The 22700-nt window shown below is 47.2% G+C and carries 25 protein-coding genes; 13 read left to right on the top strand and 12 right to left on the bottom strand.

The annotated features are described in order from the left end of the window. The first annotated feature begins 45 nt into the window (after positions 1 to 45). Both recN and HHL16_RS07255 read left to right on the top strand, forming a co-directional pair. The gene (gene recN / locus HHL16_RS07250; protein ID WP_169424461.1) at positions 46 to 1704 is read left to right on the top strand and encodes a DNA repair protein RecN; all 1659 of its coding nucleotides are present in this window, start codon (positions 46 to 48) and stop codon (positions 1702 to 1704) included. Between the two features lie 61 nt (positions 1705 to 1765). Beyond that, positions 1766 to 2578, top strand: a complete 813-nt coding sequence (locus tag HHL16_RS07255; RefSeq protein WP_169424462.1) for an SDR family oxidoreductase — start codon at positions 1766 to 1768, stop codon at positions 2576 to 2578. A gap of 40 nt (positions 2579 to 2618) precedes the next feature. Here HHL16_RS07255 and HHL16_RS07260 read toward each other — a convergent pair whose 3' ends face one another. From HHL16_RS07260 to HHL16_RS07270, 3 genes are all read right to left on the bottom strand, one after another. Further along, positions 2619 to 3191 (bottom strand): transcriptional regulator, encoded by a 573-nt coding sequence (locus HHL16_RS07260; protein WP_169424463.1) that lies wholly within the window; start codon positions 3189 to 3191, stop codon positions 2619 to 2621. A gap of 45 nt (positions 3192 to 3236) precedes the next feature. Next, positions 3237 to 3749: a hypothetical protein gene (locus HHL16_RS07265; protein ID WP_169424464.1), complete on the bottom strand. Its 513-nt coding sequence runs from the start codon at positions 3747 to 3749 to the stop codon at positions 3237 to 3239. A 187-nt stretch (positions 3750 to 3936) separates the two neighbouring features. Beyond that, entirely contained in the window at positions 3937 to 4158 is a 222-nt protein-coding gene (locus HHL16_RS07270; protein ID WP_014221625.1) for a DUF2795 domain-containing protein, read from the bottom strand. Positions 4159 to 4387: 229 nt separating this feature from the next. On the opposite strand from HHL16_RS07270, the gene HHL16_RS07275 reads away from it, so the two are divergent. Next, positions 4388 to 5050, top strand: a complete 663-nt coding sequence (locus HHL16_RS07275; RefSeq protein WP_169424465.1) for an ABC transporter ATP-binding protein — start codon at positions 4388 to 4390, stop codon at positions 5048 to 5050. Here the strand turns inward: HHL16_RS07275 and HHL16_RS07280 are convergent. From HHL16_RS07280 to gatC, 3 genes are read right to left on the bottom strand one after another with little or no spacing between them, the layout of a single operon-like run. Further along, the gene (locus tag HHL16_RS07280) at positions 5047 to 5607 is read right to left on the bottom strand and encodes a cob(I)yrinic acid a,c-diamide adenosyltransferase (RefSeq protein ID WP_169424466.1); all 561 of its coding nucleotides are present in this window, start codon (positions 5605 to 5607) and stop codon (positions 5047 to 5049) included. The genes HHL16_RS07275 and HHL16_RS07280 overlap by 4 nt on opposite strands. 26 nt (positions 5608 to 5633) lie before the next feature. After that, entirely contained in the window at positions 5634 to 6338 is a 705-nt protein-coding gene (locus HHL16_RS07285) for an ABC transporter ATP-binding protein (protein WP_206022276.1), read from the bottom strand. 10 nt (positions 6339 to 6348) lie between these two features. After that, positions 6349 to 6645, bottom strand: coding sequence for an Asp-tRNA(Asn)/Glu-tRNA(Gln) amidotransferase subunit GatC (gene gatC, locus HHL16_RS07290; protein ID WP_169424467.1), 297 nt, complete (start codon positions 6643 to 6645; stop codon positions 6349 to 6351). Positions 6646 to 6818: 173 nt separating this feature from the next. Here gatC and trpS point away from each other — a divergent pair, with 173 nt between their 5' ends. Both trpS and HHL16_RS07300 read left to right on the top strand, forming a co-directional pair. Beyond that, complete coding sequence (gene trpS, locus HHL16_RS07295; protein ID WP_240965913.1) at positions 6819 to 7829, top strand: tryptophan--tRNA ligase; 1011 nt, start codon at positions 6819 to 6821, stop codon at positions 7827 to 7829. A gap of 129 nt (positions 7830 to 7958) precedes the next feature. Continuing rightward, positions 7959 to 8594 (top strand): deoxynucleoside kinase, encoded by a 636-nt coding sequence (locus HHL16_RS07300; protein ID WP_169424468.1) that lies wholly within the window; start codon positions 7959 to 7961, stop codon positions 8592 to 8594. An 89-nt stretch (positions 8595 to 8683) separates the two neighbouring features. On the opposite strand, the gene HHL16_RS07305 is transcribed toward HHL16_RS07300, so the two are convergent. Then, a complete protein-coding gene (locus HHL16_RS07305; RefSeq protein WP_169424469.1) occupies positions 8684 to 9247 on the bottom strand; it encodes a DUF922 domain-containing protein in 564 nt (187 codons plus the stop codon). 134 nt (positions 9248 to 9381) lie between these two features. Next, positions 9382 to 10986, bottom strand: coding sequence for a phosphoenolpyruvate carboxykinase (ATP) (pckA, locus tag HHL16_RS07310; RefSeq protein ID WP_169424470.1), 1605 nt, complete (start codon positions 10984 to 10986; stop codon positions 9382 to 9384). Between the two features lie 227 nt (positions 10987 to 11213). Here pckA and HHL16_RS07315 point away from each other — a divergent pair, with 227 nt between their 5' ends. The 7 genes from HHL16_RS07315 (at position 11214) to HHL16_RS07345 (ending at position 17136) form a co-directional block, all read left to right on the top strand. Continuing rightward, positions 11214 to 12506: an aminopeptidase P family protein gene (locus tag HHL16_RS07315; protein WP_169424471.1), complete on the top strand. Its 1293-nt coding sequence runs from the start codon at positions 11214 to 11216 to the stop codon at positions 12504 to 12506. Positions 12507 to 12520: 14 nt separating this feature from the next. Continuing rightward, entirely contained in the window at positions 12521 to 13297 is a 777-nt protein-coding gene (locus HHL16_RS07320) for a CDP-alcohol phosphatidyltransferase family protein (RefSeq protein ID WP_169424472.1), read from the top strand. 177 nt (positions 13298 to 13474) lie between these two features. Continuing rightward, positions 13475 to 14473 carry an Ig-like domain-containing protein gene (locus HHL16_RS07325; protein WP_169424473.1) on the top strand — a complete coding sequence of 333 codons (999 nt, stop codon included), beginning with the start codon at positions 13475 to 13477 and terminating at the stop codon, positions 14471 to 14473. Between the two features lie 131 nt (positions 14474 to 14604). Next, complete coding sequence (purS, locus tag HHL16_RS07330; protein WP_169424474.1) at positions 14605 to 14853, top strand: phosphoribosylformylglycinamidine synthase subunit PurS; 249 nt, start codon at positions 14605 to 14607, stop codon at positions 14851 to 14853. Beyond that, positions 14853 to 15518 (top strand): 16S rRNA (cytidine(1402)-2'-O)-methyltransferase, encoded by a 666-nt coding sequence (gene rsmI / locus HHL16_RS07335; RefSeq protein ID WP_169424475.1) that lies wholly within the window; start codon positions 14853 to 14855, stop codon positions 15516 to 15518. The genes purS and rsmI overlap by 1 nt, the downstream gene beginning before the upstream one ends. 69 nt (positions 15519 to 15587) lie before the next feature. Continuing rightward, positions 15588 to 16040, top strand: coding sequence for a PepSY-like domain-containing protein (locus HHL16_RS07340; RefSeq protein WP_169424476.1), 453 nt, complete (start codon positions 15588 to 15590; stop codon positions 16038 to 16040). A gap of 148 nt (positions 16041 to 16188) precedes the next feature. Further along, positions 16189 to 17136, top strand: coding sequence for a 2-dehydropantoate 2-reductase (locus HHL16_RS07345; protein WP_169424477.1), 948 nt, complete (start codon positions 16189 to 16191; stop codon positions 17134 to 17136). Here HHL16_RS07345 and HHL16_RS07350 read toward each other — a convergent pair. Then, a complete protein-coding gene (locus HHL16_RS07350) occupies positions 17096 to 17779 on the bottom strand; it encodes a nitroreductase family protein (protein WP_169424478.1) in 684 nt (227 codons plus the stop codon). The genes HHL16_RS07345 and HHL16_RS07350 overlap by 41 nt on opposite strands. A 49-nt stretch (positions 17780 to 17828) precedes the next feature. On the opposite strand from HHL16_RS07350, the gene HHL16_RS07355 reads away from it, so the two are divergent. Next, positions 17829 to 19856: a M1 family metallopeptidase gene (locus tag HHL16_RS07355; RefSeq protein ID WP_206022278.1), complete on the top strand. Its 2028-nt coding sequence runs from the start codon at positions 17829 to 17831 to the stop codon at positions 19854 to 19856. 282 nt (positions 19857 to 20138) lie between these two features. Here HHL16_RS07355 and HHL16_RS07360 read toward each other — a convergent pair whose 3' ends face one another. From HHL16_RS07360 to HHL16_RS07370, 3 genes are all read right to left on the bottom strand, one after another. Beyond that, entirely contained in the window at positions 20139 to 20786 is a 648-nt protein-coding gene (locus HHL16_RS07360) for a response regulator transcription factor (RefSeq protein ID WP_169424479.1), read from the bottom strand. An 83-nt stretch (positions 20787 to 20869) separates the two neighbouring features. Next, the gene (rsmG, locus tag HHL16_RS07365) at positions 20870 to 21517 is read right to left on the bottom strand and encodes a 16S rRNA (guanine(527)-N(7))-methyltransferase RsmG (protein ID WP_169424480.1); all 648 of its coding nucleotides are present in this window, start codon (positions 21515 to 21517) and stop codon (positions 20870 to 20872) included. After that, the gene (locus HHL16_RS07370; protein ID WP_169424481.1) at positions 21487 to 22620 is read right to left on the bottom strand and encodes a glycosyltransferase; all 1134 of its coding nucleotides are present in this window, start codon (positions 22618 to 22620) and stop codon (positions 21487 to 21489) included. The genes rsmG and HHL16_RS07370 overlap by 31 nt, the downstream gene beginning before the upstream one ends. Positions 22621 to 22700: the final 80 nt, after the last annotated feature.

The following is a 22700-nucleotide window of genomic DNA, read 5'->3' on the forward strand; positions in this document are numbered from 1 at the left end:
CCCGATTTTTCAGTGTCATAATTTCAAATTAATTTGCCTCCACCTATGCTTAAACGTCTTCATATCCAGAATTACGCCATCATCGACGAGCTGGAAATTGCATTCAATGCAAAACTGAATATCATCACAGGTGAAACCGGCGCTGGTAAATCGATACTCATGGGTGCGCTGAGCCTCATACTGGGCGATCGTGCAGACCCGTCTGTATTGCTCAATAAAGAAAAGAAATGCGTGGTCGAAGGCGTGTTTGCAACCGAAGGAAGAAAAGTGATCAAACAATTCATCAAAGAGCACGATCTCGATGCAGAAGATGAACTGGTGATCCGCCGCGAGATTGCAGCCAACGGAAAAAGCCGTGCATTTGTAAACGATACTCCTGTTAACCTCGAACAATTGCGTCAGCTCAGTAATGTGCTGGTAGATCTGCATCGTCAGTTCGATACACTCGAACTCGGCGAATCTGTGTTCCAGCGCGATGTGCTCGATGCAATGGCTGGCAATGCCGAGCTGCTGCAGCAATACAGAGCTATCTTTCAGCAATGGCAGCATACCCGTCACGAACTGGCAGAGCTGCAGCAACAGAAAGATCAGTTCACCAAAGAGTTCGACTACAATAAATTTCTCTTCGACGAATTGCAGGAAGCAGGTTTCCGCGAAAATGAACTCGAAGAATCTGAGGCCACACTGAAATTGCTCAGCAATTCGGAAGGCATCAAGAATACGCTCAATAAAGTGAGCTTCGAACTCAGCGAAGGAGATCAGCCGATGGTGCAGCAACTGAAGCAGCTTTGCAATCAGTTGAATGCCTTTGCCGACATACATGCAGACATTCCTTCTTTACTGCAAAGACTTCAGTCTGCGCAGATAGAATTGCAGGATATCGCCGACGAGATCGAAACCCTCAACGATCGTGTGAACTTCGATCCGCAGCAACTGGAACAGCTCAACGAGCGCATCTCCATCGGGTACAAGCTGCTGAAGAAACACGGCGTAAAAACCACTGCCGATCTGATTCAGATCAGAGACAACCTCGATAATAAATTACAGGCCGTTCTCAATATCGATGATGCTATCGCCGGAAAAGAGCGGGCCGCGCTGAAGTTGCAGGAAGATGCCACAGCACTCGCTTCAAAATTGTCTGCACAAAGGCAGAAACAGGTGAAACCATTGCAGGATACCGTGAACAAACTGCTGGGGCAGGTGGGTATGCCCAATGCCAGGCTGCAGGCGGATATTCAGCCATATGCACAGTTGCAGGAGCATGGCGCCGACAATATCGAATTCCTCTTCGATGCCAATAAAAGCAATCGCTTTGAGCCCATCCGCAAAGTGGCGAGCGGCGGTGAGCTGAGCAGGCTGATGCTCTGCATCAAGTCGCTGGTAGCGCAATCCCTCGATCTGGCAACGCTGATCTTCGACGAAATAGATACAGGCATCTCCGGCGAAGCTGCCAAACAGGTGGGCATCATCATGAAGGATCTTGCCAAAAAACGCCAGGTGATCAGCATCACGCACCAGCCGCAGATCGCCGGAAAAGCCGATGCACATTACTTTGTTTATAAAGAGATCAGAGGCGAACAGATCAAAACAAATATCAGGGAGCTTTCGAAAGAAGAACGGATCACTGCCATCGCACAGATGCTCAGCGGCGAAAAACCCACTGCAGCTGCATTGGAGAATGCCCGCGAAATGGTGATGAACTGAAAAATGTTATACATTTACCCCCCGTTAACGAAAAACCATTAAAAGAACATAAACAACCATTATGTCGTACAACTTACTCAAAGGAAAGAAAGGGATCATTTTTGGTGCGTTGGATGATAAGTCTATTGCATGGAGAACCGCGCTTCGTTGCGCTGAAGAAGGTGCACAACTGGTATTGACCAATGCTCCTGTAGCTATGCGTATGGGCGAGATCAACAAGCTGGCTGAAACAGTGAATGCCCCCGTAATTCCTGCTGATGTAACCAATATGGACGATCTGAAGAAACTGATGGAAGGAGCGATGGCTCATTTCGGTGGAAAGATCGATTTTATTCTGCACTCTGTTGCCATGGGCATGAACGTGCGCAAAGGCAAACACTATACCGATCTGGATTATGGCTTCAGCCAAAAAACGCTGGACATCTCTTCGCTCAGTCTGCACCGCGTACTCCGCACTGCATGGGATATGGATGCCCTCAGTGATTGGGGTAGCGTAGTGGCGCTTTCGTATATCGCTGCTCAGCGTGTGTTCCCCGACTATAGCGAAATGGCAGACGCAAAAGCGCTCCTCGAAAGTGTTGCCCGCAGCTTCGGATACCATTATGGTGTTCGCAATAAAGTGCGCATCAACACCGTTTCCCAAAGCCCGGTACGCACTACAGCCGGCAGCGGCGTGAAAGGTTTTGACGGATTTATCACTTACGCAGAAAAAATGAGCCCGCTGGGTAATGCTTCGGCAGACAGCTGCGCTGAGTATGTAGTTTCATTGTTCAGTGATCTTACCAGAATGGTTACCATGCAGAATCTCTATCACGATGGCGGATTCTCATCCACTGGTGTAACACAGGCAGTGATCGATCAAATGGAAAAATAAACGCTGTTATTGATAGTTGAAGGTTTTACAATAGTCCCGGTTACTTCGTAGCCGGGGCTTTTTTTGTTTTAGGCTTTACCCGCGCAGCCTTCGCCCATTCTTCGGGAAGCTGGTACACTTTCCGGTAATCGTATTTTTTGTAGCGGTTGATGAGTTTTTTCTGTTTGGATAAAAGCAGCAGTTCGTTTTTGATATGCACTTTGAGCCAGAGCTCCGGAGGAGTATGGAAAAAGGCACCGAACTTCATGGCAAGGTCTGTGTTGAACTTGCGTTCGCCGGAGAGGTATTTTTTGAGATTGCCATCGGTAGAGTCGATGGAAGAAGCAAACTTTTTGAAAGTGAGGTGGAGGGTCTTGAGGTAGCGGTCAAGAAATTTCTCAAGTGTACAGTGCCTGTTCTCTTCAAATGGTAGATTATCCTGAATGAACAATTCCATATTAGCCTGAATGGCTGCTAGCTGAAGCCGCAGCTGCTCTTCAGGTGATCTTTGTGCTGCGGCTTTCTTCGCAATTGCTTTGATTGCCGCAAATTTTTCGTTATTCCAATCTACTCCTTCGGGCAGACCTGCCGACACGTCGGGGTCTTCCTGTAAAGATGCTTTACGGGTAGTCATTATTACTGGTTTTCTGATGAAAGTATGATCTGCTGTTGCAGTATGCTAATTGTTCAGATACTCGTTGATGAGAGCCGCAGCCGCTTCCGGCAGAATGATCATTGTGTGGTTGTCTACCGCATTGGCATGATACTTTTCTGTGTAGAGCTTCATCAGTTTCTGCTGATCCTCCTCCAGTCTTTCCATTACATCGAATACCAGAGCGCCGATATAATCTCCTTTGGCTTCTTTCAAACTGATCTTGCAGGCGTGAGCAATCAGGCAGCCTGCAACATGATCATGTTTCTTATTGGCGCCTTTGTTGTGCGGAGCCACTTCAAGAAAAGCCATGTAAGGAATGGTCTTATCTTTCATTTGAAAAATCATGCACCCTTCGATGAGCTCCGGCGTGTCTTCGCAGACCAGCACATAAGCTCTCGCGTAGGATAACTTTCGGGCATGTTTGTCAAAATTGAATCTCCAGCCTGTATGAATAGAAGGTAGTTCCTCCAGGTCCCCCTTCCTGATTATTGCTTCAACCAACTCATTGATCGAAACACGCAGAATCTTAATTTTCATGGGTCGAATAAGGTTTTGCGGATCGGGTAGAGGTTACCCAAATATACAAAATTCGATTATACAAATTGTATAATCGGTCCACTAATTATACAATTTGTATAATTTATTCTAACCTATACAGACACAAAAAAAGCTGTTCTTTCGAACAGCCTTAGCTTTACAATAAGTTTAGTAGGATCCAATCTGCCTAGTACTCATCTTCATTAAAGAAGAAATCATCCTGGCTCGGATAGTCGGGCCAAATGTCCTCAATACCCTCATAGATCTCTCCCTCATCTTCCAACTCCTGAAGGTTCTCTACTACCTCAATCGGTGCACCGCTGCGGATAGCATAGTCAATCAGCTCGTCTTTGGTTGCAGGCCAGGGAGCATCTTCCAGGTAGGAGGCTAATTCAAGTGTCCAAAACATTGTGTGCCTGTTTTAATTGTTATATCTGGGAATTAGAGAATTTTAAAAATTAAATGCCTCGAAAAAAGGCTCAATTTTTTCGCAAAAGTAACCCTAATGACGAAAAAACCAAATCTATCTTTAAGAACTCATGGGAACATTTTCTTAAATTTTCCCTCATAGCAGAATCACTGGTACCCAACCCGCTATATTGTAGTATCTTGACGCCCTATTTCCTAATTTACTACGTATGTTATCTGCTACGGGAATTCAGAAAAGTTACGGTCAGTTATGGGTGTTGAAAGGTGTGGATATTACCATCAGACAAGGTGAAATAGCCAGCATCGTCGGGCCTTCCGGTTCCGGGAAAAGCACCCTCCTGCATATTCTCGGCACCCTCGATACGCCCGATGAGGGCATCATCAACATCGATGGTTCAAAGATCAATTCGCTGAACGACAAGCAGGTTGCGGCTTTCCGCAATAAACATATCGGCTTCGTTTTCCAGTTCCATCACCTTCTTCCCGAATTCTCCGCCGTGGAGAATGTTTGCATTCCCGGATGGATTGCCGGAAGAAAAAAGAAAGAAGTGCACGACCGCGCCATTCACCTGCTCAATACCCTCGGTCTCAGTGAGCGTATAAACAATAAACCCAATGAGCTTTCCGGCGGCGAACAGCAAAGGGTAGCGGTTGCACGTGCCCTCATCAACAGCCCCAAGGTTGTTTTTGCGGATGAGCCTACCGGTAACCTCGATTCAGCCAATGCCCGTGAGCTGCATCAGCTCTTCTTCGATCTTCGCAAAGAACTCAATCAAACCTTCCTCATTGTTACCCACAACGAAGAGCTCGCCCAGATGAGCGACCGCATTCTGCATATGAAAGACGGAAAGATAATCGATCAGAACAGCTAACCTCTCGGCTTCCACGCAATTTCAGCCACACCGGTGAGGTGATGCTCATAGCGCGCCAGCACAAACAGGTAATCGCTTAGTCTGTTGAGGTATTGAAGAATTATTGGTTCCACTTCGTGGTTCTCCAGTTCCAGCCTCACGCAGCAGCGTTCTGCCCTGCGGCACACGCATCTTGCGATATGCAGTTGTGATATGGTGGGATGCCCTCCGGGAAGAATGAAATTCTTCATCGGGGGAATAGCCTCGTTCATTTTGTCGATGGATAGCTCCAGCGCATTCACATCCTCCTCCTTCAGATCGGGGATCTTCATCTTCGGCTCTTTTTCGGGGTCGCAGGCCAGCGCTGCGCCCACCACAAACAGGCGGTCCTGTACGGTTTGCAGCAGCTCGCGGGCAGGTGCATCCGTAATCAGGTCGCGGCAAAGCCCTACGTATGAGTTGAGCTCATCCACTGTGCCATATGCTTCGATGCGGAGATGTGATTTAGGAACCTTGGTACCGCCGATGAGAGAGGTATTGCCCTTGTCGCCGGTTTTTGTATAGATTTTGAGAGACATGATATTGGAATTGAGTGTTGCAGCGGTTACGCATGATGCATAATGCCAGCCTGCGTTTTATCGCTTTCAATGAGGCCGTCACGCAGACGCACGATGCGCTTTGCATGATTGGCGATATCTTCTTCGTGCGTTACCAGCACCACGGTATTGCCCGATGCCTGTATCTGCCCGAATATGTCCATGATCTCGATGGAGGTTTTGGTATCGAGGTTACCCGTTGGCTCATCCGCCAGAATTATCGAAGGGTCGTTCACCAGCGCCCGTGCAATGGCCACACGCTGACACTGACCACCGGACAATTCGTTCGGTTTGTGGTGGCTCCTGCTTTCGAGTCCCACTTTCTGAATTACGTTCATCGCCATTTCTGTACGCTGCTTGCGGGAAATGCCGGCATACACCAGCGGCAATGCTACATTCTCCAGTGCACTGAGACGGGGCAGGAGGTTGAACTGCTGAAATACAAACCCGATCTCTTTGTTGCGCACATCGGCCAGCGCATCGTCGGACATCTTACTCACATCATGGCCATTCAATACATATTTTCCACCTGTGGGAGAATCGAGGCAACCCAGGATATTCATCAGGGTACTCTTTCCCGAACCCGAAGGTCCCATCAGCGCTACATATTCATTCTTGAAAATATCCAGGTCGATACCTTTCAGTACCTGTATTTCCTGTTTTCCCATGAAATAGCTCTTTCTGATGCTTTGGAGATGGATGATTGATTGCATTTGGATCGGTTTAGCCTTCTTTTCTGATTACTTTAGGCACTTTGAAGAAAACACCATCGGTGTCGGGGGCATTCTTCAGGCCTTCTTCTCTGGAGATGGAACCCTTCTGTTCATCCTCCCTCAACACATTGTAATTGTCCGTCATGTGAAGAAGTGGAGATACGCCTGTGGTATCCAGCTCATTCAGTTTGTCGACGAATGCGATCATTCGTTGCAGATCTTTCGAAATAATTTCTTTCTCTGCTTCACTGAAACGGAGCCGGGCCAGGTTGGCGAGGTTCTCTACCATTGCGTCGTTAACTTCCATACCTAACAAAAATAACTGGTTTTGCCAGACTTTCGCCGGGAATTACGCAAAAGGTTTGTTTAAATGCCAGGCGTACAATCCGCGCAATTCCGGTTAAAAATCCATGAATTCATGCGCCGGAACCTGCATTGCTGCTTCCCATTAACAGTACACTTTCTTATCTTCGCACCCTTATGGAAAAAGGAGCAGCTAAAAAGATAGTAATGAGTGGCATCAGGCCCACGGGATTTCTTCACCTGGGCAATTATTTTGGTGCATTGGCGAATTATGTGAAGATGCAGAACGAATACGATTGCTTCTTCATGGTGGCAGATCTGCATGCCCTCACCACGCTTCCTGATACCAAAGAACTTAAAACCAACGTGGCCCGCGTACTGGCTGAGAATATCGCCAGCGGCCTCGATCCCGATAAAGCTGCGCTTTATTGCCAGAGCCATGTTCCCGAAACCAGCGATCTCTATCTGCTGCTGAACATGATGGCATACAAAGGTGAACTCGAAAAAACCGTTACTTTCAAAGAGAAGGTGAAACTGCAGCCGAATAACGTGAATGCAGGTTTGCTCACGTATCCTGTACTGATGGCGGCAGACATTCTGCTGCATCGTGCAGAGCTGGTACCTGTTGGTAAAGATCAGGAGCAGCACCTCGAAATGACCCGCACATTCGGCAATCGTTTCAATCACCGTTACGGTCATGTATTTCCTGAGGCGCAGGCTTTCAACTTCGGCGAGGAACTGCTGAAAGTTCCCAGCCTCGATGGCGCAGGGAAGATGAGCAAGAGCGAGAACCAGTTTGCTACCATTTATCTTTCTGATGATGACGAACTGATCCGCAAAAAAGTGATGAAGGCCAAAACCGAATCTGGTGGATCAGAAGCCGGCGCGCCAATGGCAGAGAGCGTTGCTAATCTCATCAATCTGATGAAACTGGTAGGCACGCCTTCAGATGCCATTGCCAGCTACGAAAAAGCATACTTCGACGGAAGCATTCGTTACGGTGATATGAAGAAGCAACTCGCAGAAGACATGGTGAAATTCATCAGTCCTATCCGCGAGAAAGCCGAAGCGATCCGCAACGACGAAAAATACCTCAAAGAGATCATGGAGAAAGGAGCAGCCAAAGCGCGTAAAAGTGCACAGGCAACCATGCTGCAGGTGAAAGACGCGATGGGCCTCAATTATTAAAAAAGGCCGGGCGCTAAAGTCCAAATTCCAAAAAGAATCGATACCTTAATTACTCATTGCACCGCAGTGGCGCTATGATGCTGCTGTGCTTCCATGAGGCATTCTCATATTCCAGAATTGTAACAACAGATGGCAAAAAGTAAGAAACCTAAGCATATCGCAATCGCGGGAAATATCGGCGCAGGGAAAACAACCCTCACCGAATTGCTCAGCAAGCACTACCGTTGGATTCCTCAGTTTGAAGATGTGGACCATAATCCTTACCTGCTGGATTTCTATGAAGATATGCCACGCTGGAGCTTCAACCTCCAGATTTACTTCCTCAACAGCCGTCTCAATCAGCTGCTCGATATTCATCGTGGTACCGAAACCGTTATACAGGACCGTACCATTTACGAAGATGCCTATATCTTCGCGCCCAACCTGCACGAAATGGGTCTCATGAGCAAACGCGATTTCGATAACTACTTCCTTTTCTTCGAAACGCTGAAGACCATGGTGCAGCCTCCCGATCTCATGATCTATCTCCGTGCATCCGTTCCTACACTCGTAGCACAGATCCAGAAGCGCGGCCGCGAATACGAAGAGAATATCCGCCTCGATTATCTCAAGCGCCTCAACGATTTCTACAACAAATGGATCGATGGATACAAAGAAGGTCCGTTACTCGTAATCGATATCGACAAGAATAAATTCCCGGAGAACGAAGAGCATCTGGGCGAGATCATCAGCAAGATCGATTCTCAGCTCTACGGATTGTTCTAATCGCCGGAATATTTTGATAAACTGATCAGCCATACTGCCGGATGTAGCAGTGTGGCTTTTTTTTGTCCATTAATTTCTGGGGAAGGAAGTTATTTCTTCAGGGCAGACTTTTGCGAAATCACCTGCGTAGTGGCATATCCTGCATGTGCTTCCAGTGATTTGATATCGGCTGCGATCTTCGCCAGCCATTCCGCCTGTTTGGGTTTGTTGCGGCTGAAATCTGTTTCCTGATCGTACTGATGCTGCACCTGCTGATACACGGCCATGATCTTGTCGTAGATCACATTCACATCGTTCTTGATGGTGGCCGCGTTGAAGCTGAGCGCCTTCATTTCTTTATTCAGTTTTCTTGCATAGATTTCTGCAATATCAAAATGCCCCTGCTCATGCTGAAGAACCGGAGCGGTTCTAACCTTTACCCATGAACGATTTTTGTCGAAGCGGCAACTGATGGTGTAATCGAGGCTGGTATCGTCGATGTTGAATTCGATATTGATCACGCTGTTGGTCATGGCGGCATTGCCCGAAACAGGGTCCGGCTTCGCCAGAAAATCGGTCCACGTAAGTTTGCGGCTCTCATTCCACGGAATGGACGAAACCTGCTGTGGTACGGGATGCAGACTCAGCAAAACGATCAAAAAGAATGTGTGCATAGCTGCTGCAAAGTTATGGAATAAAAAAACTCCATCCGGTGGATGGAGTTCGCAGGCAAAAATCGTTTGAGGTCGGACTATTAGGGCCATCCAATGTCATCAAAAAATCCGACATCCGGATGGTTTAGACCCCATTAAATTTTGGGCGCTGCTGCCAGGATCTCCTCCTGAACACCGGCGGCATATTTTTCAAAGTTCTTCACGAACTGACCAGCCAGGTTTTTGGCGGCAGCATCGTAAGCGGCTTTATCTGACCATGTATTGCGTGGATCGAGCAGCTCGGAAGGAACATTGGGGCAGGTGGTTGGCATGGCCATTCCGAAAACGGGATGGGTGCTGAATTCCACGTTATCCAGTTTGCCTTCGAGGGCCGCTGTGATCATAGCACGTGTATAGCTGAGCTTCATGCGGTTTCCGGTTCCGTATGCGCCGCCGGTCCAGCCGGTATTGATCAGCCATACGCGAACATTGTGCTTTCTCATCTTCTCACCCAGCATCGCTGCGTATTTACCGGGATGCAGTGGCAGGAAGGGCGCACCGAAACAAGCGCTGAACGTACTCTTCGGCTCTGTAACGCCGGCTTCTGTACCCGCTACCTTTGCAGTGTAACCGCTGATGAACTGGTACATGGCCTGTGCAGGAGTGAGGCTCGCAATCGGAGGCAGCACACCTGATGCATCACAGGTAAGGAAGAAAATATTGTGAGGGATCTCGCCTACTGATGGTTCCATCGCATTGCTAATGAAGTTCAGCGGGTAAGATACGCGGGTGTTCTCGGTAATTTGTTTGCTGGCGAAATCGATGGTGTTTGTTCCGGGAAGGAAAGTAGTGTTCTCTACCAATGCACCCGGACGGATAGCATGGAAGATCTCCGGTTCTTTCTCTTCGCTCAGATCGATGGTCTTCGCATAACAGCCACCTTCGAAGTTGAAGATGTTGTCGTTGGTCCAGCCATGCTCGTCATCACCGATCAGTTTGCGGTTAGGATCCGCACTCAGCGTGGTTTTGCCGGTTCCGCTCAATCCGAAGAACAATGCTGTATCTCCATTCTCACCCATATTGGCAGAGCAGTGCATGCTCAGTACTCCTTTATCGTGAGGGAGGATGTAATTCAGTACAGAGAAAATTCCTTTCTTGGTTTCACCGGTGTAGCCAGTACCTGCGATGAGGATCATCTTGTGCTTGAAGCTTACCACTGCAGCGTTGTGCTGACGGGTTCCGCATTCTTTGGGATCGAGTTTCAGATCGGGCGCAGAGAGGATGGTCCACTCAGGCTGGAAATTTTCCAGCTCTTCTTCCGTTGGACGAAGGAACATATTGTAAGCAAAAAGGCTTGTGTAAGCCTTTACACTCACCACACGGATGTTCAAACGGTAGCGTGGATCAGCGCAGGCATATGCATCGCGCACATACAGTTCTTTCTGCTCATTCTGATGGGCAATGATCTTCTCGCGAATGATGTGAAAGTATTTTTCTTCGATAGGCAGGTTGAAATCGTTCCAGTTTACGGTGTTTTCTGTGATTTCGTCCTTTACAGTGAATTTGTCTTTGGGAGAGCGGCCAGTGAACTCGCCGGTCATGATCACCAGGGCTCCCGTGTCGTTGAGAACCCCCTCGCCGGTGCGGATGGCATCCTGCACCAGTTCTTCAGGTGTCAGCTGGTAGTGGAGTGTAGCAGTCTCTTTAAGCCCCAGCCTGGTTAATTCTTGAATGGGAATGTTAACAGTTGGTACTGACATAAAACAAGCATTGTTTAGATTAGACGACAAAGGTAGAATTTAAAAATTTTCAAAACAAAGCCCCAAACTTCTTCAAAATTGAATATCATTCAATTATAGGTGGCCTTCATTGGAAATTCTTCGGCTAACATTTGTTCGTACTTACAAATTACGAAAGGTTATGCAAATGGTTGAATAAATACTAAATACTCATTTTATTACATTTACATCTTCAACATGCATAAATAATGAAGTATCTCCCTCTTAATCAGGACATTTTCGTGCAGAACAGGAAGCGGTTTACAGCCCGGATGGAGCCCAATTCGATCGCCATTTTTAACAGTAATGATGAATTGCCCACCAACGGAGACGCTACTCATACCTTTAAACAGAACAACGACCTTTTCTGGCTCTGTGGCATCAATCAGGAAGATACCATGGTGGTGCTGTTTCCGGATAACCCCGATCCGAAATTCCGCGAAGTGCTGGTACTGGTCCGACCCAACGAAATGAAAGAGAAATGGGATGGCAAGAGGCTGAGAGCAGAAGAAGCACGCACCATCTCCGGCATCAAAACCATCGTGTGGCTCGATACCTTCGACGGATTGCTGCAACCATGGATACATCTCGCAGACAATATTTATCTCAACACCAACGAGAACGACCGCAAAGCCAATCTCGTTCCGGTGCGCGATTATCGTTATGCAGAAGAACTGAAAGCGCGCTACCCGCTGCATAACTACAAACGCAGTGCGAAACTCATGAAAGAGCTTCGTGCCATCAAAACAAAAGAAGAGATCGATGTGATGCAGGTAGCCATGGACATCACACACGAAACCTTCCTCGATCTGCTGAAATTCATCCGCCCCGGCGTGATGGAATATGAGATCGAAGCGAAGATCTGGCATGGATTCTTATCGCGCCGCGCAACCCGCCCCGGATACGGTTCTATCGTGGCCAGCGGAGACCGCGCACGCATCCTGCATTATGTATTCAATAATCAGGAGTGCAAAGACGGTGAACTGATTTTGCTCGATTTCGGAGCTGAGTACGGCAACTACAATGCCGACCTCACACGCACTGTTCCTGTAAATGGCAAATTCAGCAAACGTCAGCGCGAAGTATACAACGGATGCCTGCAGATCCACAACTACTGCAAAACAATCCTGAAGCCCGGCATCTCCATTCTCGACTACACAGACAAAGCAGGAGAGGAAGCCACCAAAGTGATGCTGAAACTCGGTCTGATCTCCAAAGCAGATGTAAAGAACGAAGACAAAGACAATCGTGCATACAGAAAATACCTGTATCATGGAATCAGCCATCACCTCGGACTCGATGTGCATGATCTCGGAACAAGAACAGAACCCATCAAAGCGGGTATGGTATTCACTATCGAGCCGGGCATCTACATTGAAGAAGAGCAAATGGGCATTAGAATCGAAAATAATTTCTGGGTAACCAAAACAGGCAACAAAGACCTGATGGCCAAGATCCCCATCACAGCAGATGAGATCGAAGCAGCGATGAAGAAAAAATAACCTTCCAACCAACTATGAAGCAGATCCCCAATATGTTTACTCTCCTGAACCTGGTATTCGGGAGCATGGCCATTATCCTGATTTTGCAAACGGGCGAATCCCTTGTTACCACTAATGAAGATGGAACATGGGTGGCACAACTGCCGGAGAAGATCTGGTGGGGCTCTATCTGCATTGCCATTGCAGCCGTTGTAGATTTCCTCGACGGATTTGTAGCAAGATTATTCAAAGCAAGTTCCGAGCTTGGTGCTCAACTCGATTCACTGGCTGATGTAGTGAGCTTCGGTGTTGCTCCCGGCATGATCTTCTATCAACTGCTCCGCATCACATTCATCGGAACCGAAAGCGGACTCGATGTTTCTGTGTGGGCGCTTGCTCCGGCATTGATCTTCCCCTGTGCGGGAGCATACAGGCTTGCACGTTTCAATGTAGACAAAACGCAGGCCTATGGCTTCAAAGGAGTGCCTATTCCTGCAGCCGGACTGGTGGTGGCATCGCTTCCGCTGATTCTGCTCTACAATTATTTTGATCTCAACAATATCCTGCTGAACAAATGGACGTTGTATGCAATGATCATTGTGCTCAGCTGGCTGATGGTGAGTACACTTCCATTGATGGCGCTCAAATTCAAAAGTTTTTCACTGAAGGATAATTTCTCCAAATTCCTGCTGCTCATCATTGCAGTGGTGGCGGGCATCTTCCTGAAGTGGCTGGCAGTGCCGGTGGTATTCATTGTGTATGTGATCATCTCTTTGTTCGTAGCGAAGAAAGAAGCTGCTGCACACGCGTAAACATTCCATCATCAGAAATACAGCGACAGCGTCAATCGATTGGTTGACGCTGTCGCTTTTTTATTTCAACCGGTAACTGTTCCAGGTCTGCAACTCATCGGAGCCAGTTGCAATTCATCGATCAGCATCCTTCCGGGCATCAATAGCATCGTACCTCTGCACATCATACATACATCTATGAAAAAGACAATGCTACTGTGCTTTGCGGCCATTCTGATGCTGAGCGCCTGTCAGGGAAAAGATAAAATAAATGAAGATGGAGGAATTGAAGACACCGGAAAAGTGATCCCTGAAATTCCCTTCTCACAGTTAACTGCAACCGAAGCCCGCTTTACGGTGAACGGTACCACCAATTATGTGAATGTGATGGAAAACAATCGTAAGGCGATGCCTGAATTTCCTGCACTGAAAAAGAAAGCGCACAAGGCGATCGGATATGTGAAAGACAGCTATGGCCGTCCATTGAAAAATGCCAGCATCGGCATCAGTTCTTCCGTAGTGGGAGGCGCATCAACACCCGCTTTTGGCAGAACCAATGAGAAAGGATATTACGAAATTGAAATACCCTTCGGCGTTGCGCGATTCTACAATACCGGGTACACCATCGATTATGAAGGAAGCAGAATCGCAATGGGACTCTATCCTGCGGATGGGGAACTCAGCAACAGCTGGGCATCGTCAGACGGAATGGTGGAACATTTTGTATTGATCCCATTCGGAAAGGGCGAGCCCGATCAGGTGGCTTCCGATCCACATCAACCCAATAATTATTTTGGAGGATGCATTACGCTCTCCTGGACGCTCAACGATAACGAGCCACTGCCGATTCCCGGATCTCTCCCGGTTGGCTCCGTGTTCGAAGTGAAACTCACGCCGCTCGATCTGATACATGGCGCAGACAAGAAAACTTTCATCATCCGCAAAACAGTAGAGTACAGCATGCTCCGCATTCTGAATGTTCCCGTAGGACGTTACAAACTCGAAGTGAAAACGGCAGGTGGACAGCCGCTGAAGATCAAAGAAACGGGCGTTAATCCCCGTCCGGAATTTGGTCTCAATCCCAAATCTGCCACCGGAAGCACGAATGTAACCCTCATCGCCACCTCGGCCGATGCTACCCGTCCGGTTCCATTCAGAGGTGCGTGGGAGGAAGTTTCAGTGACCATCGAAAAATAGCGACTGACATAAATAATCGAGGCTCCCTGCGGATTTTCTGCGGGGAGCTTGCTTTTTGAGCGGTCATTTCGGGCAGTTTACTTTCATAAAATCATCAATTTGACGTAGGTTTGCGCCTTAAAATCTCACACATGACCTATACAGTTCAGGTTACCGTAATGCCGCTGAAAGAATTACTCGACCCACAGGGAAAAGCCGTGATTGGGGGATTACAGAACCTGGGAATCAAAGCCATCCAGGATGTGCGCATCGGAAAGAACATTACACTGCAGATTGAAGCAGACTCTGCCGACAAGGCAAAACAAATCGCAGAAGATGCCACAAAGAAACTGCTGGCCAACCCTGTGATGGAATATTTCGAAATCCACGTAGCGCAATAGTGTTATACATTGTACCAACGCCTATCGGCAATCTTCAGGATATCACTTTGCGTGCCCTTGAAGTATTGAAGACGGTGGATCTGATACTGGCTGAAGACACCCGTACATCGGCGAAACTGCTCAACCATTATCAGATCCAGCGACCGATAACTCCTTACCACCAGCACAACGAACATCAGGTGCTTCAGCATCTGGTGAATCAGATGCAGGGCGGCAAAAAAATTGCCATGGTATCGGATGCAGGTACACCGGGCATTTCAGATGCAGCCTTTCTGTTGGTACGCGAATGCGCCAGAGCAGGCGTAAAAGTGGAAAGCCTCCCCGGCGCCACTGCCTTTGTTCCCGCACTCGTTAACAGCGGTCTTCCTACCAATCGTTTCACTTTCGAAGGCTTCCTTCCACTCAAGAAAGGCCGCCAGACCATGATGAAAAAACTGGCCGTGGAAGAACGCACCATGATCTTCTACGAATCTCCCCATCGTCTGGTAAAGACCCTCGAAGACTTCATCACTTATTTCGGCGCCGACCGTCAATGCAGCGTAAGCCGCGAACTCACTAAAATGTTTGAAGAAAATGCACGCGGTACCCTTACCGAAGTAGCTGCCCATTTCAAACAGAAAGAAGTGAAAGGCGAAATAGTGATCGTAGTGGCCGGAACGGAATAACTTTCCCTTAGCTTTTTTGTATCGTTTACGGTTTGATATTTGCATACATCATCTAAAAAAGCACCCACTATGAAGAAGAGTATCGCATTGTTTCTGACCGCCGCCCTTTTGATTGTGGCACAAAATACCCTGTTTGCACAGCTGCGTAAAGTGCCGGCCGCTGTTACCGAAGCTTTCAAGAAAAAATACCCCAAAGCAGAAAATGTAGAATGGAAAGATAAAGTAACCGTTTTCGTTGCTGAGTTTCAGGAAGGCAAAACGGAGTACGAAGCAAGATTCACCAACAAAGGAGAATGGAAGAGCACTGAAAATGAGATTGGTGTAAATGATATCCCTTCTACCGTGAAAGATGGTCTCAGAAAAAGCAAGTATGCCGAATGGGAAGTGGAAAGCGCACATAAGATCATACTGCCGGAAGATAAGATTCAATATCGTGTGAGGATCAAGAAAAGTGATCTGCAGGTGAAGAATCTCTCCTTCAATGAAGATGGACAATTACTGAAAGACAATATCACATTATAGATACCACAGTCTGCTGTATGCGAAAAGCTGCATCCGAAACGGTGCAGCTTTTTTTATTGGATTACCAGGCGACTGAAATGCAGACGTCTGAAATAATCGCTTGCAATTGCCTTCAAACAATTCACCCGCACGATTGTTGGGGGTAAACATGAAACCAATCTACATCATCGGAACGGGTGCTATCGGCAAGACCCTGGCAGTCGCACTCCGGCTGCAAAACAGAAATGTTATGTTGTTGAGAGGATCTGTGCAACAAGCTGAACCTGTAACGCAGCGCATTCAGGTTGCATACAAAGAAGAACAGCTGCTCGAAGCTGATATCGACATTAAAACACTTCAGTCTGTTGACCAACTGGATGGCATTGTGGTGCTCACCAATAAATCGTATGGCAATCAGCAACTGAGCGAAACGCTCAAAAGTAAAATCGGCAATAGTCCGGTTGTATTGTTGCAGAATGGACTGGGTGTTGAACGTGCATTCATCGAACGCGGATACACGCAGGTTTACCGCTGCGTATTGTTTGTTACCTGTCAGCAAACAGGTGATCATTCCGTGAAATACAAACCTGTTGCCGTTTCACCAATAGGCATAGAAAAAGGGGATGATGCACAGCTTACCGAAATAGTGCAACACCTGAACTCCAATTATTTTGAATTCAAAGTTGAAAAAGAAATACAGTCAGTTATCTGGAAAAAAGCAATTGCGAACAGTGTTTTCAATTCTATATGTCCCTTGCTGGAAACCGATAACGGCATCTTCCATCGTAATGATGCCGTGATGGCGATGGCGAGCCGCATCATAGCCGAATGTCTCGAAATTGCTCACGCCAAAGGCATTCAGCTAACGCAGCAGGAAGTAGAATCGAGCATATTGCAGATCAGCAAATTCTCTGACGGGCAACTCATTTCTACTTTGCAGGACATACGGGCCGGGCGCGAAACAGAAATCGAAACACTCAATTTTGAGATTGCCCGCATTGCCGAGGAGCTGGGAAAAGCAGCGCTGGTAAAAGAAACAAAACTGCTGGGAGAACTCACCCTGCAGAAATCGAAACTCAGTACCACACAGCCACGTCGTTCAGTGGTTTCCGCGTGAGATCGGGTACCCAGCATTCAGTAGCAGGATAACCAACTGGCACCAGCAGAAAAGGTTTCTCATTCTCCGGCCTGTTCAGCACTTTGGTGAGAAAGTTCATGGGAGAAGGTGTGTGCGTAAGTGCCGCCAGTCCTGCATTGTGGATGGCAGTCAACAGAAAACCGCAGGCGAGTCCGCAACTTTCAACGGCATAGTAAACGCTGTGTTTGTTGTTTTCGGCATCCAGCTCATAGCTCTTCTTGAATACAATAATGAGGTACGGCGCTATTTCGAGAAACTCTTTGTGCCAGTCTGTTTGAAGAGGGCGGAGATCTTTCAGCCATTCTTCGCTCATGCGGTTATTGTAGCTTTCGAATTCTTCTTTTTCAGCGGCTTCGCGGATGGCCTTTTTCACAGCAGGGTCCTGCACCACGCAGAAAGTCCAGGGTTGTTTATGCGCGCCACTTGGAGCTGTGCTGGCAGCACGTAAGATATTCTCTATCACATCCCGTGGAACGGGTTTGTCGGAGAAATCGCGCACGGTGCGTCGCTTATCCATCCATTCATGAAATTCTTTACTCCGGGTCTGCATTTCGCCGGCATCATAGATCTCTTTTGAATAAGTTACGAAGGGATACCCATCGATCATTTTGCTTTTTTGCATACCTTACCTCGCTTTTAGGGAAATTTACAACATATAAACTGAGGAAACAATGCGGAAACACATTCTTTTATTTGTCATGGGATGCAGCATGGTGGCCGGTTTGCAGGCACAGGCTGACAGATGGCAACAACGTGTTAAGTATTCCATGGACATCAACATGGATGTTACTACCAACAGATTTACAGGTAGCCAGAAACTGGAATACGTTAACAACTCCCCTGATACGCTGAAGCGTGTTTTTTATCACATGTACTGGAATGCATTTCAACCCGGTAGCATGATGGATGTTCGCAGCCGCGAACTGGGTAAAGGATTGTACACCAGAAATCAACCCGACTGGGATGGTCGTGTACGCGACAGAATTCTGAACCTCAAACCCGATGAGATCGGTTATCAGAAAGTGAACTCACTCACCATGAACGGTGTAAAGCAGGAATATATCATGCACGAAACCATTCTCGAAGTGGTGCTCAGCAAACCTATCCTGCCCAAATCCAAAGTGGTATTCGATATGAATTTCGAAGCGCAGGTGCCATTGCAGATCCGCCGCTCCGGAAGAGATAATCCCAGCACCGGTGTACGCTACTCCATGAGTCAGTGGTATCCGAAAATAGCTGAATACGATTATGAAGGATGGCATGCGGACCCTTACATTGCCCGCGAATTCTACGGCGTGTGGGGCGACTTCGATGTGAATATCACCATCGATAAAAGCTATACACTCGGCGGAACCGGTTATCTGTCCAATGCACAGCAGATCGGTCACGGATACGAAGCGCCGGGAACAAAAACAACACCGGCAGGAGGAGACAAACTCACCTGGAAATTCACTGCACCCAATGTGCACGATTTCATGTGGGCAGCTGATCCTGACTACAAACATATTTCACGTCAGATCGTAAACGGCCCAACCATTCATGTGCTCTACAAGAAAAATGACGAGCATCTGAAAGGCCTGTATGCTGCACTCAGCGCAACTGTACAGAACAATAACTTCGGAGGGAAATTCGAAAACTTCGTGAAAGACTATGAAGCAAAATGGGCTGAAGTAGCTGATGCTGCTGTAACAGTACTGCCATTCATCGAATCGAAGTTCGGAGCATATCCTTACAAGCAATATTCGTTTATCCATGGTGGTGATGGTGGCATGGAATATCCCATGGCTACGCTGATCTATTCATCCAGCCTTGGCACTGCTTTTCACGAGTGGATGCACAGCTGGTACCAGATGCTGCTCGGCACCAACGAACTCGAATACTGCTGGATGGACGAGGGTTTCACTTCTTATGCAGAATCGCTGGTGAGCGAATACTACAGAGGTGTTACCAAAAAATCTGTAGAGCAAAGCACTACAGGAACCGGTCCACGCAAGAAATCAATCGATCAGAATTATAAGAAGGCCGACATTTTCGCAGGCGATGCCAATCCGCATGAAGATGCGTATCAGAGCTATTTCGCACTTGCGAAATCAGGTCTCGAAGAGCCGCTCACTACGCATGCCGATCATTACGAAACGAACAGAGCTTATGGCGCTGCTGCTTATTCAAAAGGAGAAGTATTCATGGAGCAACTTGGTTACATTGTGGGTGCACCGGTGAGAGATCAGATTCTGCACGAGTATTACAACACATGGCGTTTCAAGCATCCCAATGTAAACGATCTGCTGCGTGTTGCTGAAAAAGAAAGCAATATGCAGCTGGGTTGGTATCGCGAATATTTTGTGAATACCACCAAAACCATCAACTACGGAATAGACAGCATCTGGAGTGAAGGCAACAAAACAAAAGTGAGACTGAAACGTCTCGGTAAATTCCCGATGCCGATAGATCTGATGGTGGTGTACAAAGATGGAAGCAAACACCTGCAATACATTCCTGTATCATTCATGTATGGTGCAAAAGCAAATGAGTATGCAAATACGGAGTTTGTAAAACATGCAGCATGGCCATGGACAAACCCTACATACGAAGTGCTGATCGATAAACCGATGACGGAGCTGAAGAGTTTGGAGATCGATCCATCGCAGCGATTAGCAGATGTAGACAAAAGCAACAATCGCCTGGAGTTCAAATGGTAAAACATCGAACGGCTTACAATACCAGCGGGTGCATCCTTTTACGGAGCACCCGCTTTTGTTATAATGGTTCCAAACTGCCGAAATAAAAAGAGGTTGTATCTCAGATACAACCTCCCGGTTAAAGATAAGGTAAGGTTAATGATCTGTTGTTGAGGTTCCTTGCACAGATAAAAACGATGAGCCGGCAATACCGGTCAGTATCTTAAATAGTGTGTGACGAGTTTGTGTAGTTAACAAAGGTATACGGATGAGAGTCGCGTAACAATACCACTTTATGGTAGTTTATCGGCCGAAGAATTTGTTGATGGCCTCCACTCTGTTGTTCACGTGCAGTTTCTCATAGATGTGATACACGTGTTTCCTAACTGTTTCCTGACTGATGAAAAGGCTTGCAGCAATCTCTTTGTATAACATGCCTTTTGCCAGCAGTTCAAGAATTTCTTTTTCTCTGTTGGAGAGTACACTGAGTGTAGATGCTTCCGGTGTTTCGGGAGCTGCTGCCGGTTTTTGCAGAAATGCTGCCACTACTTTTCTTGCGATCTGGCTGCTCATCGGAGCTCCGCCTTCCTGCAATTCGCGGATAGCTTCCAGCAATTTATGCGGCGCTGTCTTTTTCAATATATAACCACTTGCACCTGCGCTCAATGCTTCAAATATCTTCTCATCGTCTTCATACACGGTACACATCATAAAGAGTATGTCTTTGTATTCAGACTTCAGCTGTCGTACACAATCTATGCCATTTTCTCCCTCACCCAGGTTAATATCCATCAGCACAATATCGGGCATAAGCCTTGGTATCGCTTCCATGGCTTCAGCTGCGGAGCCCACACTTCCGATCAAACGATACCCTTCAGACATCAGAATGATCTGTTCAAGGGCGGATCGGATATCCTTATTATCGTCTACGATACATATTGTAATGTCCATGAAGCAAATTTCAAGTTTTTAAATACAACCTGAATACCACTTTGTGGTAGTTTTTCGAAGAGCAGGAGGTGCATTTGCGGGTACTACTGGCGCACGTAGAGCAGGTATTTTTCTTTGAAATATTCCTCGTTGAAGAGTTCCTTCACTTCCATTATGCGTGGTTTACAACCACTTTCAGCGATTTCTGCGGTGAGGTCGCCTCCCTTGAGGCAGATGAGTCCGGGTTTAATGCCCTCGCCCGGAGGATTTTTCTTCAGCAATGGTTTACTCCAATGCCAGAGGTCTTTCAATGGTGCAACAGCTCTTGAAACTACAAAATCGAACTTGCGGTTCTTTATGTCTTCAACGCGGGTATGCTGCGCTGTTACGTTTTTGAGACCAAGCCCTTCTGCTACGGCTTCCACCACTTTTATTTTCTTTCCGATACTGTCTACCAGATGAAACTTCACTTCAGGGAAGAAGATCGCCAGCGGAATGCCGGGAAATCCGCCACCAGTGCCGAGATCCACAATCTGTTGACCCGGCTGAAATTCAAATGCAGCAGCTATGCTGAGCGAATGGAGCACGTGCTTCTCATAGAGACTCTCCATGTCTTTGCGGGAGATCACATTGATCTGGCTGTTCCATTCGTTGTACAATCCTTCCAATGCAGCGAATTGCTGCAGCTGTGCAGGCGAGAAATCACCAAAGTATTTTGTGATCAGGCCCAGTTTTTTTTCGGCTTCTTCCATAATGCAGGAGCAAAGATGCAATAATAAATGAACATCCAGATATCCATCAGCCACCACCAGGCAAAGAGATCTTTTTCGTTGAGCTTAACCATGGCTTTGTACCAGATGATTGCCTGGATGATGCAACGCAGTGCATAGATACCCAGGCTGATCTGCCAGCTGAACATGATAGCGCTCACCACCAGCAGAGGATAGAACAGAAAATGAGAGAATGAATACAATCCCAGTAAGAACTTATGTGCGGGCTTGTAAAATTTCGCTGTCGTAAAATGACGGTTCTTCTGGCGAAGCCAGTTGCCGAATGTTTTCTTGGGTTCGCTCAGCGTATGCGCTTCGTGATCGAGCACAATGGCTGTATTATGTTTGGTAGCTACCTTATTGATGAAGAGATCATCGTCGCCGCCGGGTACATGATTGAGTGCGGAAAATCCTTTGTTGGCAAAGAACAATCCTTTTTTGTAACTCAGGTTACGGCCTACTCCCATATACGGCATACCTGCCAGTGCAAAAGAAAAATACTGGAGGGCGGAATGAAAGGTCTCGAAGCGGATCAGTTTATTCAGTAAACCCGGACGTTTGTTGTAAGCGCCATAACCGAGAATGATCTCGATGCCTTCGCCATAAGCTTCCTGCATTTTTTGTACCCAGAATTCAGAAGCTGGCACGCAATCTGCATCAGTGAGCAGGATAACTTCATGCTTCGCTTCCTTGATACCGATGGAGAGAGGATATTTTTTACCCGGAATGCCTTTGGCTTCCTGTGAAAGATTCACGATGTGGAGGCTCTTGAAAGTTTTTCTGAACTCTTCCAGCAGAAACCTCGTTTCGTCCTGGCTGTTATGATTCACCACTATCACTTCATGTGTTGAAGTGTAGGTCTGAACCAGCACTCCGGGAAGATTGCGGGTAAGTGCGTTGGCTTCATCACGTGCGCAGATAATAATGCTCACGGGATGTGTCTGTGTCTTCTCACGGGCAGGAGGCTGATAGTAGGCCACTCTGCGGAAAAGCAACAGGTAGTACAATATTTGAACTAAAGCAACGAAGCAAAAGGCACAGAAAAGTATCATCCACCAGTCTATGCTCTTCAAGAAATATTCCATGAAGGTTGCAATTTAGGGTCCAATAGCAAAGGAAAATAATGCGCGAAAATAAGACGCTATAAGCTGATTGCAATACACAT

It is taken from the genome of Pseudoflavitalea sp. G-6-1-2, assembly GCF_012927185.1.
In the GTDB taxonomy this organism is placed as follows: domain Bacteria; phylum Bacteroidota; class Bacteroidia; order Chitinophagales; family Chitinophagaceae; genus Pseudobacter.

Bases quoted from the DNA above. Each gene is read 5' to 3' on its own strand.
- recN (WP_169424461.1), top strand. From the start codon at position 46: ATGCTTAAACGTCTTCATATCCAGAATTACGCCATCATCGACGAGCTG.
- HHL16_RS07255 (WP_169424462.1), top strand. From the start codon at position 1,766: ATGTCGTACAACTTACTCAAAGGAAAGAAAGGGATCATTTTTGGTGCG.
- HHL16_RS07260 (WP_169424463.1), bottom strand. From the start codon at position 3,191: ATGACTACCCGTAAAGCATCTTTACAGGAAGACCCCGACGTGTCGGCA.
- HHL16_RS07265 (WP_169424464.1), bottom strand. From the start codon at position 3,749: ATGAAAATTAAGATTCTGCGTGTTTCGATCAATGAGTTGGTTGAAGCA.
- HHL16_RS07270 (WP_014221625.1), bottom strand. From the start codon at position 4,158: ATGTTTTGGACACTTGAATTAGCCTCCTACCTGGAAGATGCTCCCTGG.
- HHL16_RS07275 (WP_169424465.1), top strand. From the start codon at position 4,388: ATGTTATCTGCTACGGGAATTCAGAAAAGTTACGGTCAGTTATGGGTG.
- HHL16_RS07280 (WP_169424466.1), bottom strand. From the start codon at position 5,607: ATGTCTCTCAAAATCTATACAAAAACCGGCGACAAGGGCAATACCTCT.
- HHL16_RS07285 (WP_206022276.1), bottom strand. From the start codon at position 6,338: ATGCAATCAATCATCCATCTCCAAAGCATCAGAAAGAGCTATTTCATG.
- gatC (WP_169424467.1), bottom strand. From the start codon at position 6,645: ATGGAAGTTAACGACGCAATGGTAGAGAACCTCGCCAACCTGGCCCGG.
- trpS (WP_240965913.1), top strand. From the start codon at position 6,819: ATGGAAAAAGGAGCAGCTAAAAAGATAGTAATGAGTGGCATCAGGCCC.
- HHL16_RS07300 (WP_169424468.1), top strand. From the start codon at position 7,959: ATGGCAAAAAGTAAGAAACCTAAGCATATCGCAATCGCGGGAAATATC.
- HHL16_RS07305 (WP_169424469.1), bottom strand. From the start codon at position 9,247: ATGCACACATTCTTTTTGATCGTTTTGCTGAGTCTGCATCCCGTACCA.
- pckA (WP_169424470.1), bottom strand. From the start codon at position 10,986: ATGTCAGTACCAACTGTTAACATTCCCATTCAAGAATTAACCAGGCTG.
- HHL16_RS07315 (WP_169424471.1), top strand. From the start codon at position 11,214: ATGAAGTATCTCCCTCTTAATCAGGACATTTTCGTGCAGAACAGGAAG.
- HHL16_RS07320 (WP_169424472.1), top strand. From the start codon at position 12,521: ATGAAGCAGATCCCCAATATGTTTACTCTCCTGAACCTGGTATTCGGG.
- HHL16_RS07325 (WP_169424473.1), top strand. From the start codon at position 13,475: ATGAAAAAGACAATGCTACTGTGCTTTGCGGCCATTCTGATGCTGAGC.
- purS (WP_169424474.1), top strand. From the start codon at position 14,605: ATGACCTATACAGTTCAGGTTACCGTAATGCCGCTGAAAGAATTACTC.
- HHL16_RS07340 (WP_169424476.1), top strand. From the start codon at position 15,588: ATGAAGAAGAGTATCGCATTGTTTCTGACCGCCGCCCTTTTGATTGTG.
- HHL16_RS07345 (WP_169424477.1), top strand. From the start codon at position 16,189: ATGAAACCAATCTACATCATCGGAACGGGTGCTATCGGCAAGACCCTG.
- HHL16_RS07350 (WP_169424478.1), bottom strand. From the start codon at position 17,779: ATGCAAAAAAGCAAAATGATCGATGGGTATCCCTTCGTAACTTATTCA.
- HHL16_RS07355 (WP_206022278.1), top strand. From the start codon at position 17,829: ATGCGGAAACACATTCTTTTATTTGTCATGGGATGCAGCATGGTGGCC.
- HHL16_RS07360 (WP_169424479.1), bottom strand. From the start codon at position 20,786: ATGGACATTACAATATGTATCGTAGACGATAATAAGGATATCCGATCC.
- rsmG (WP_169424480.1), bottom strand. From the start codon at position 21,517: ATGGAAGAAGCCGAAAAAAAACTGGGCCTGATCACAAAATACTTTGGT.
- HHL16_RS07370 (WP_169424481.1), bottom strand. From the start codon at position 22,620: ATGGAATATTTCTTGAAGAGCATAGACTGGTGGATGATACTTTTCTGT.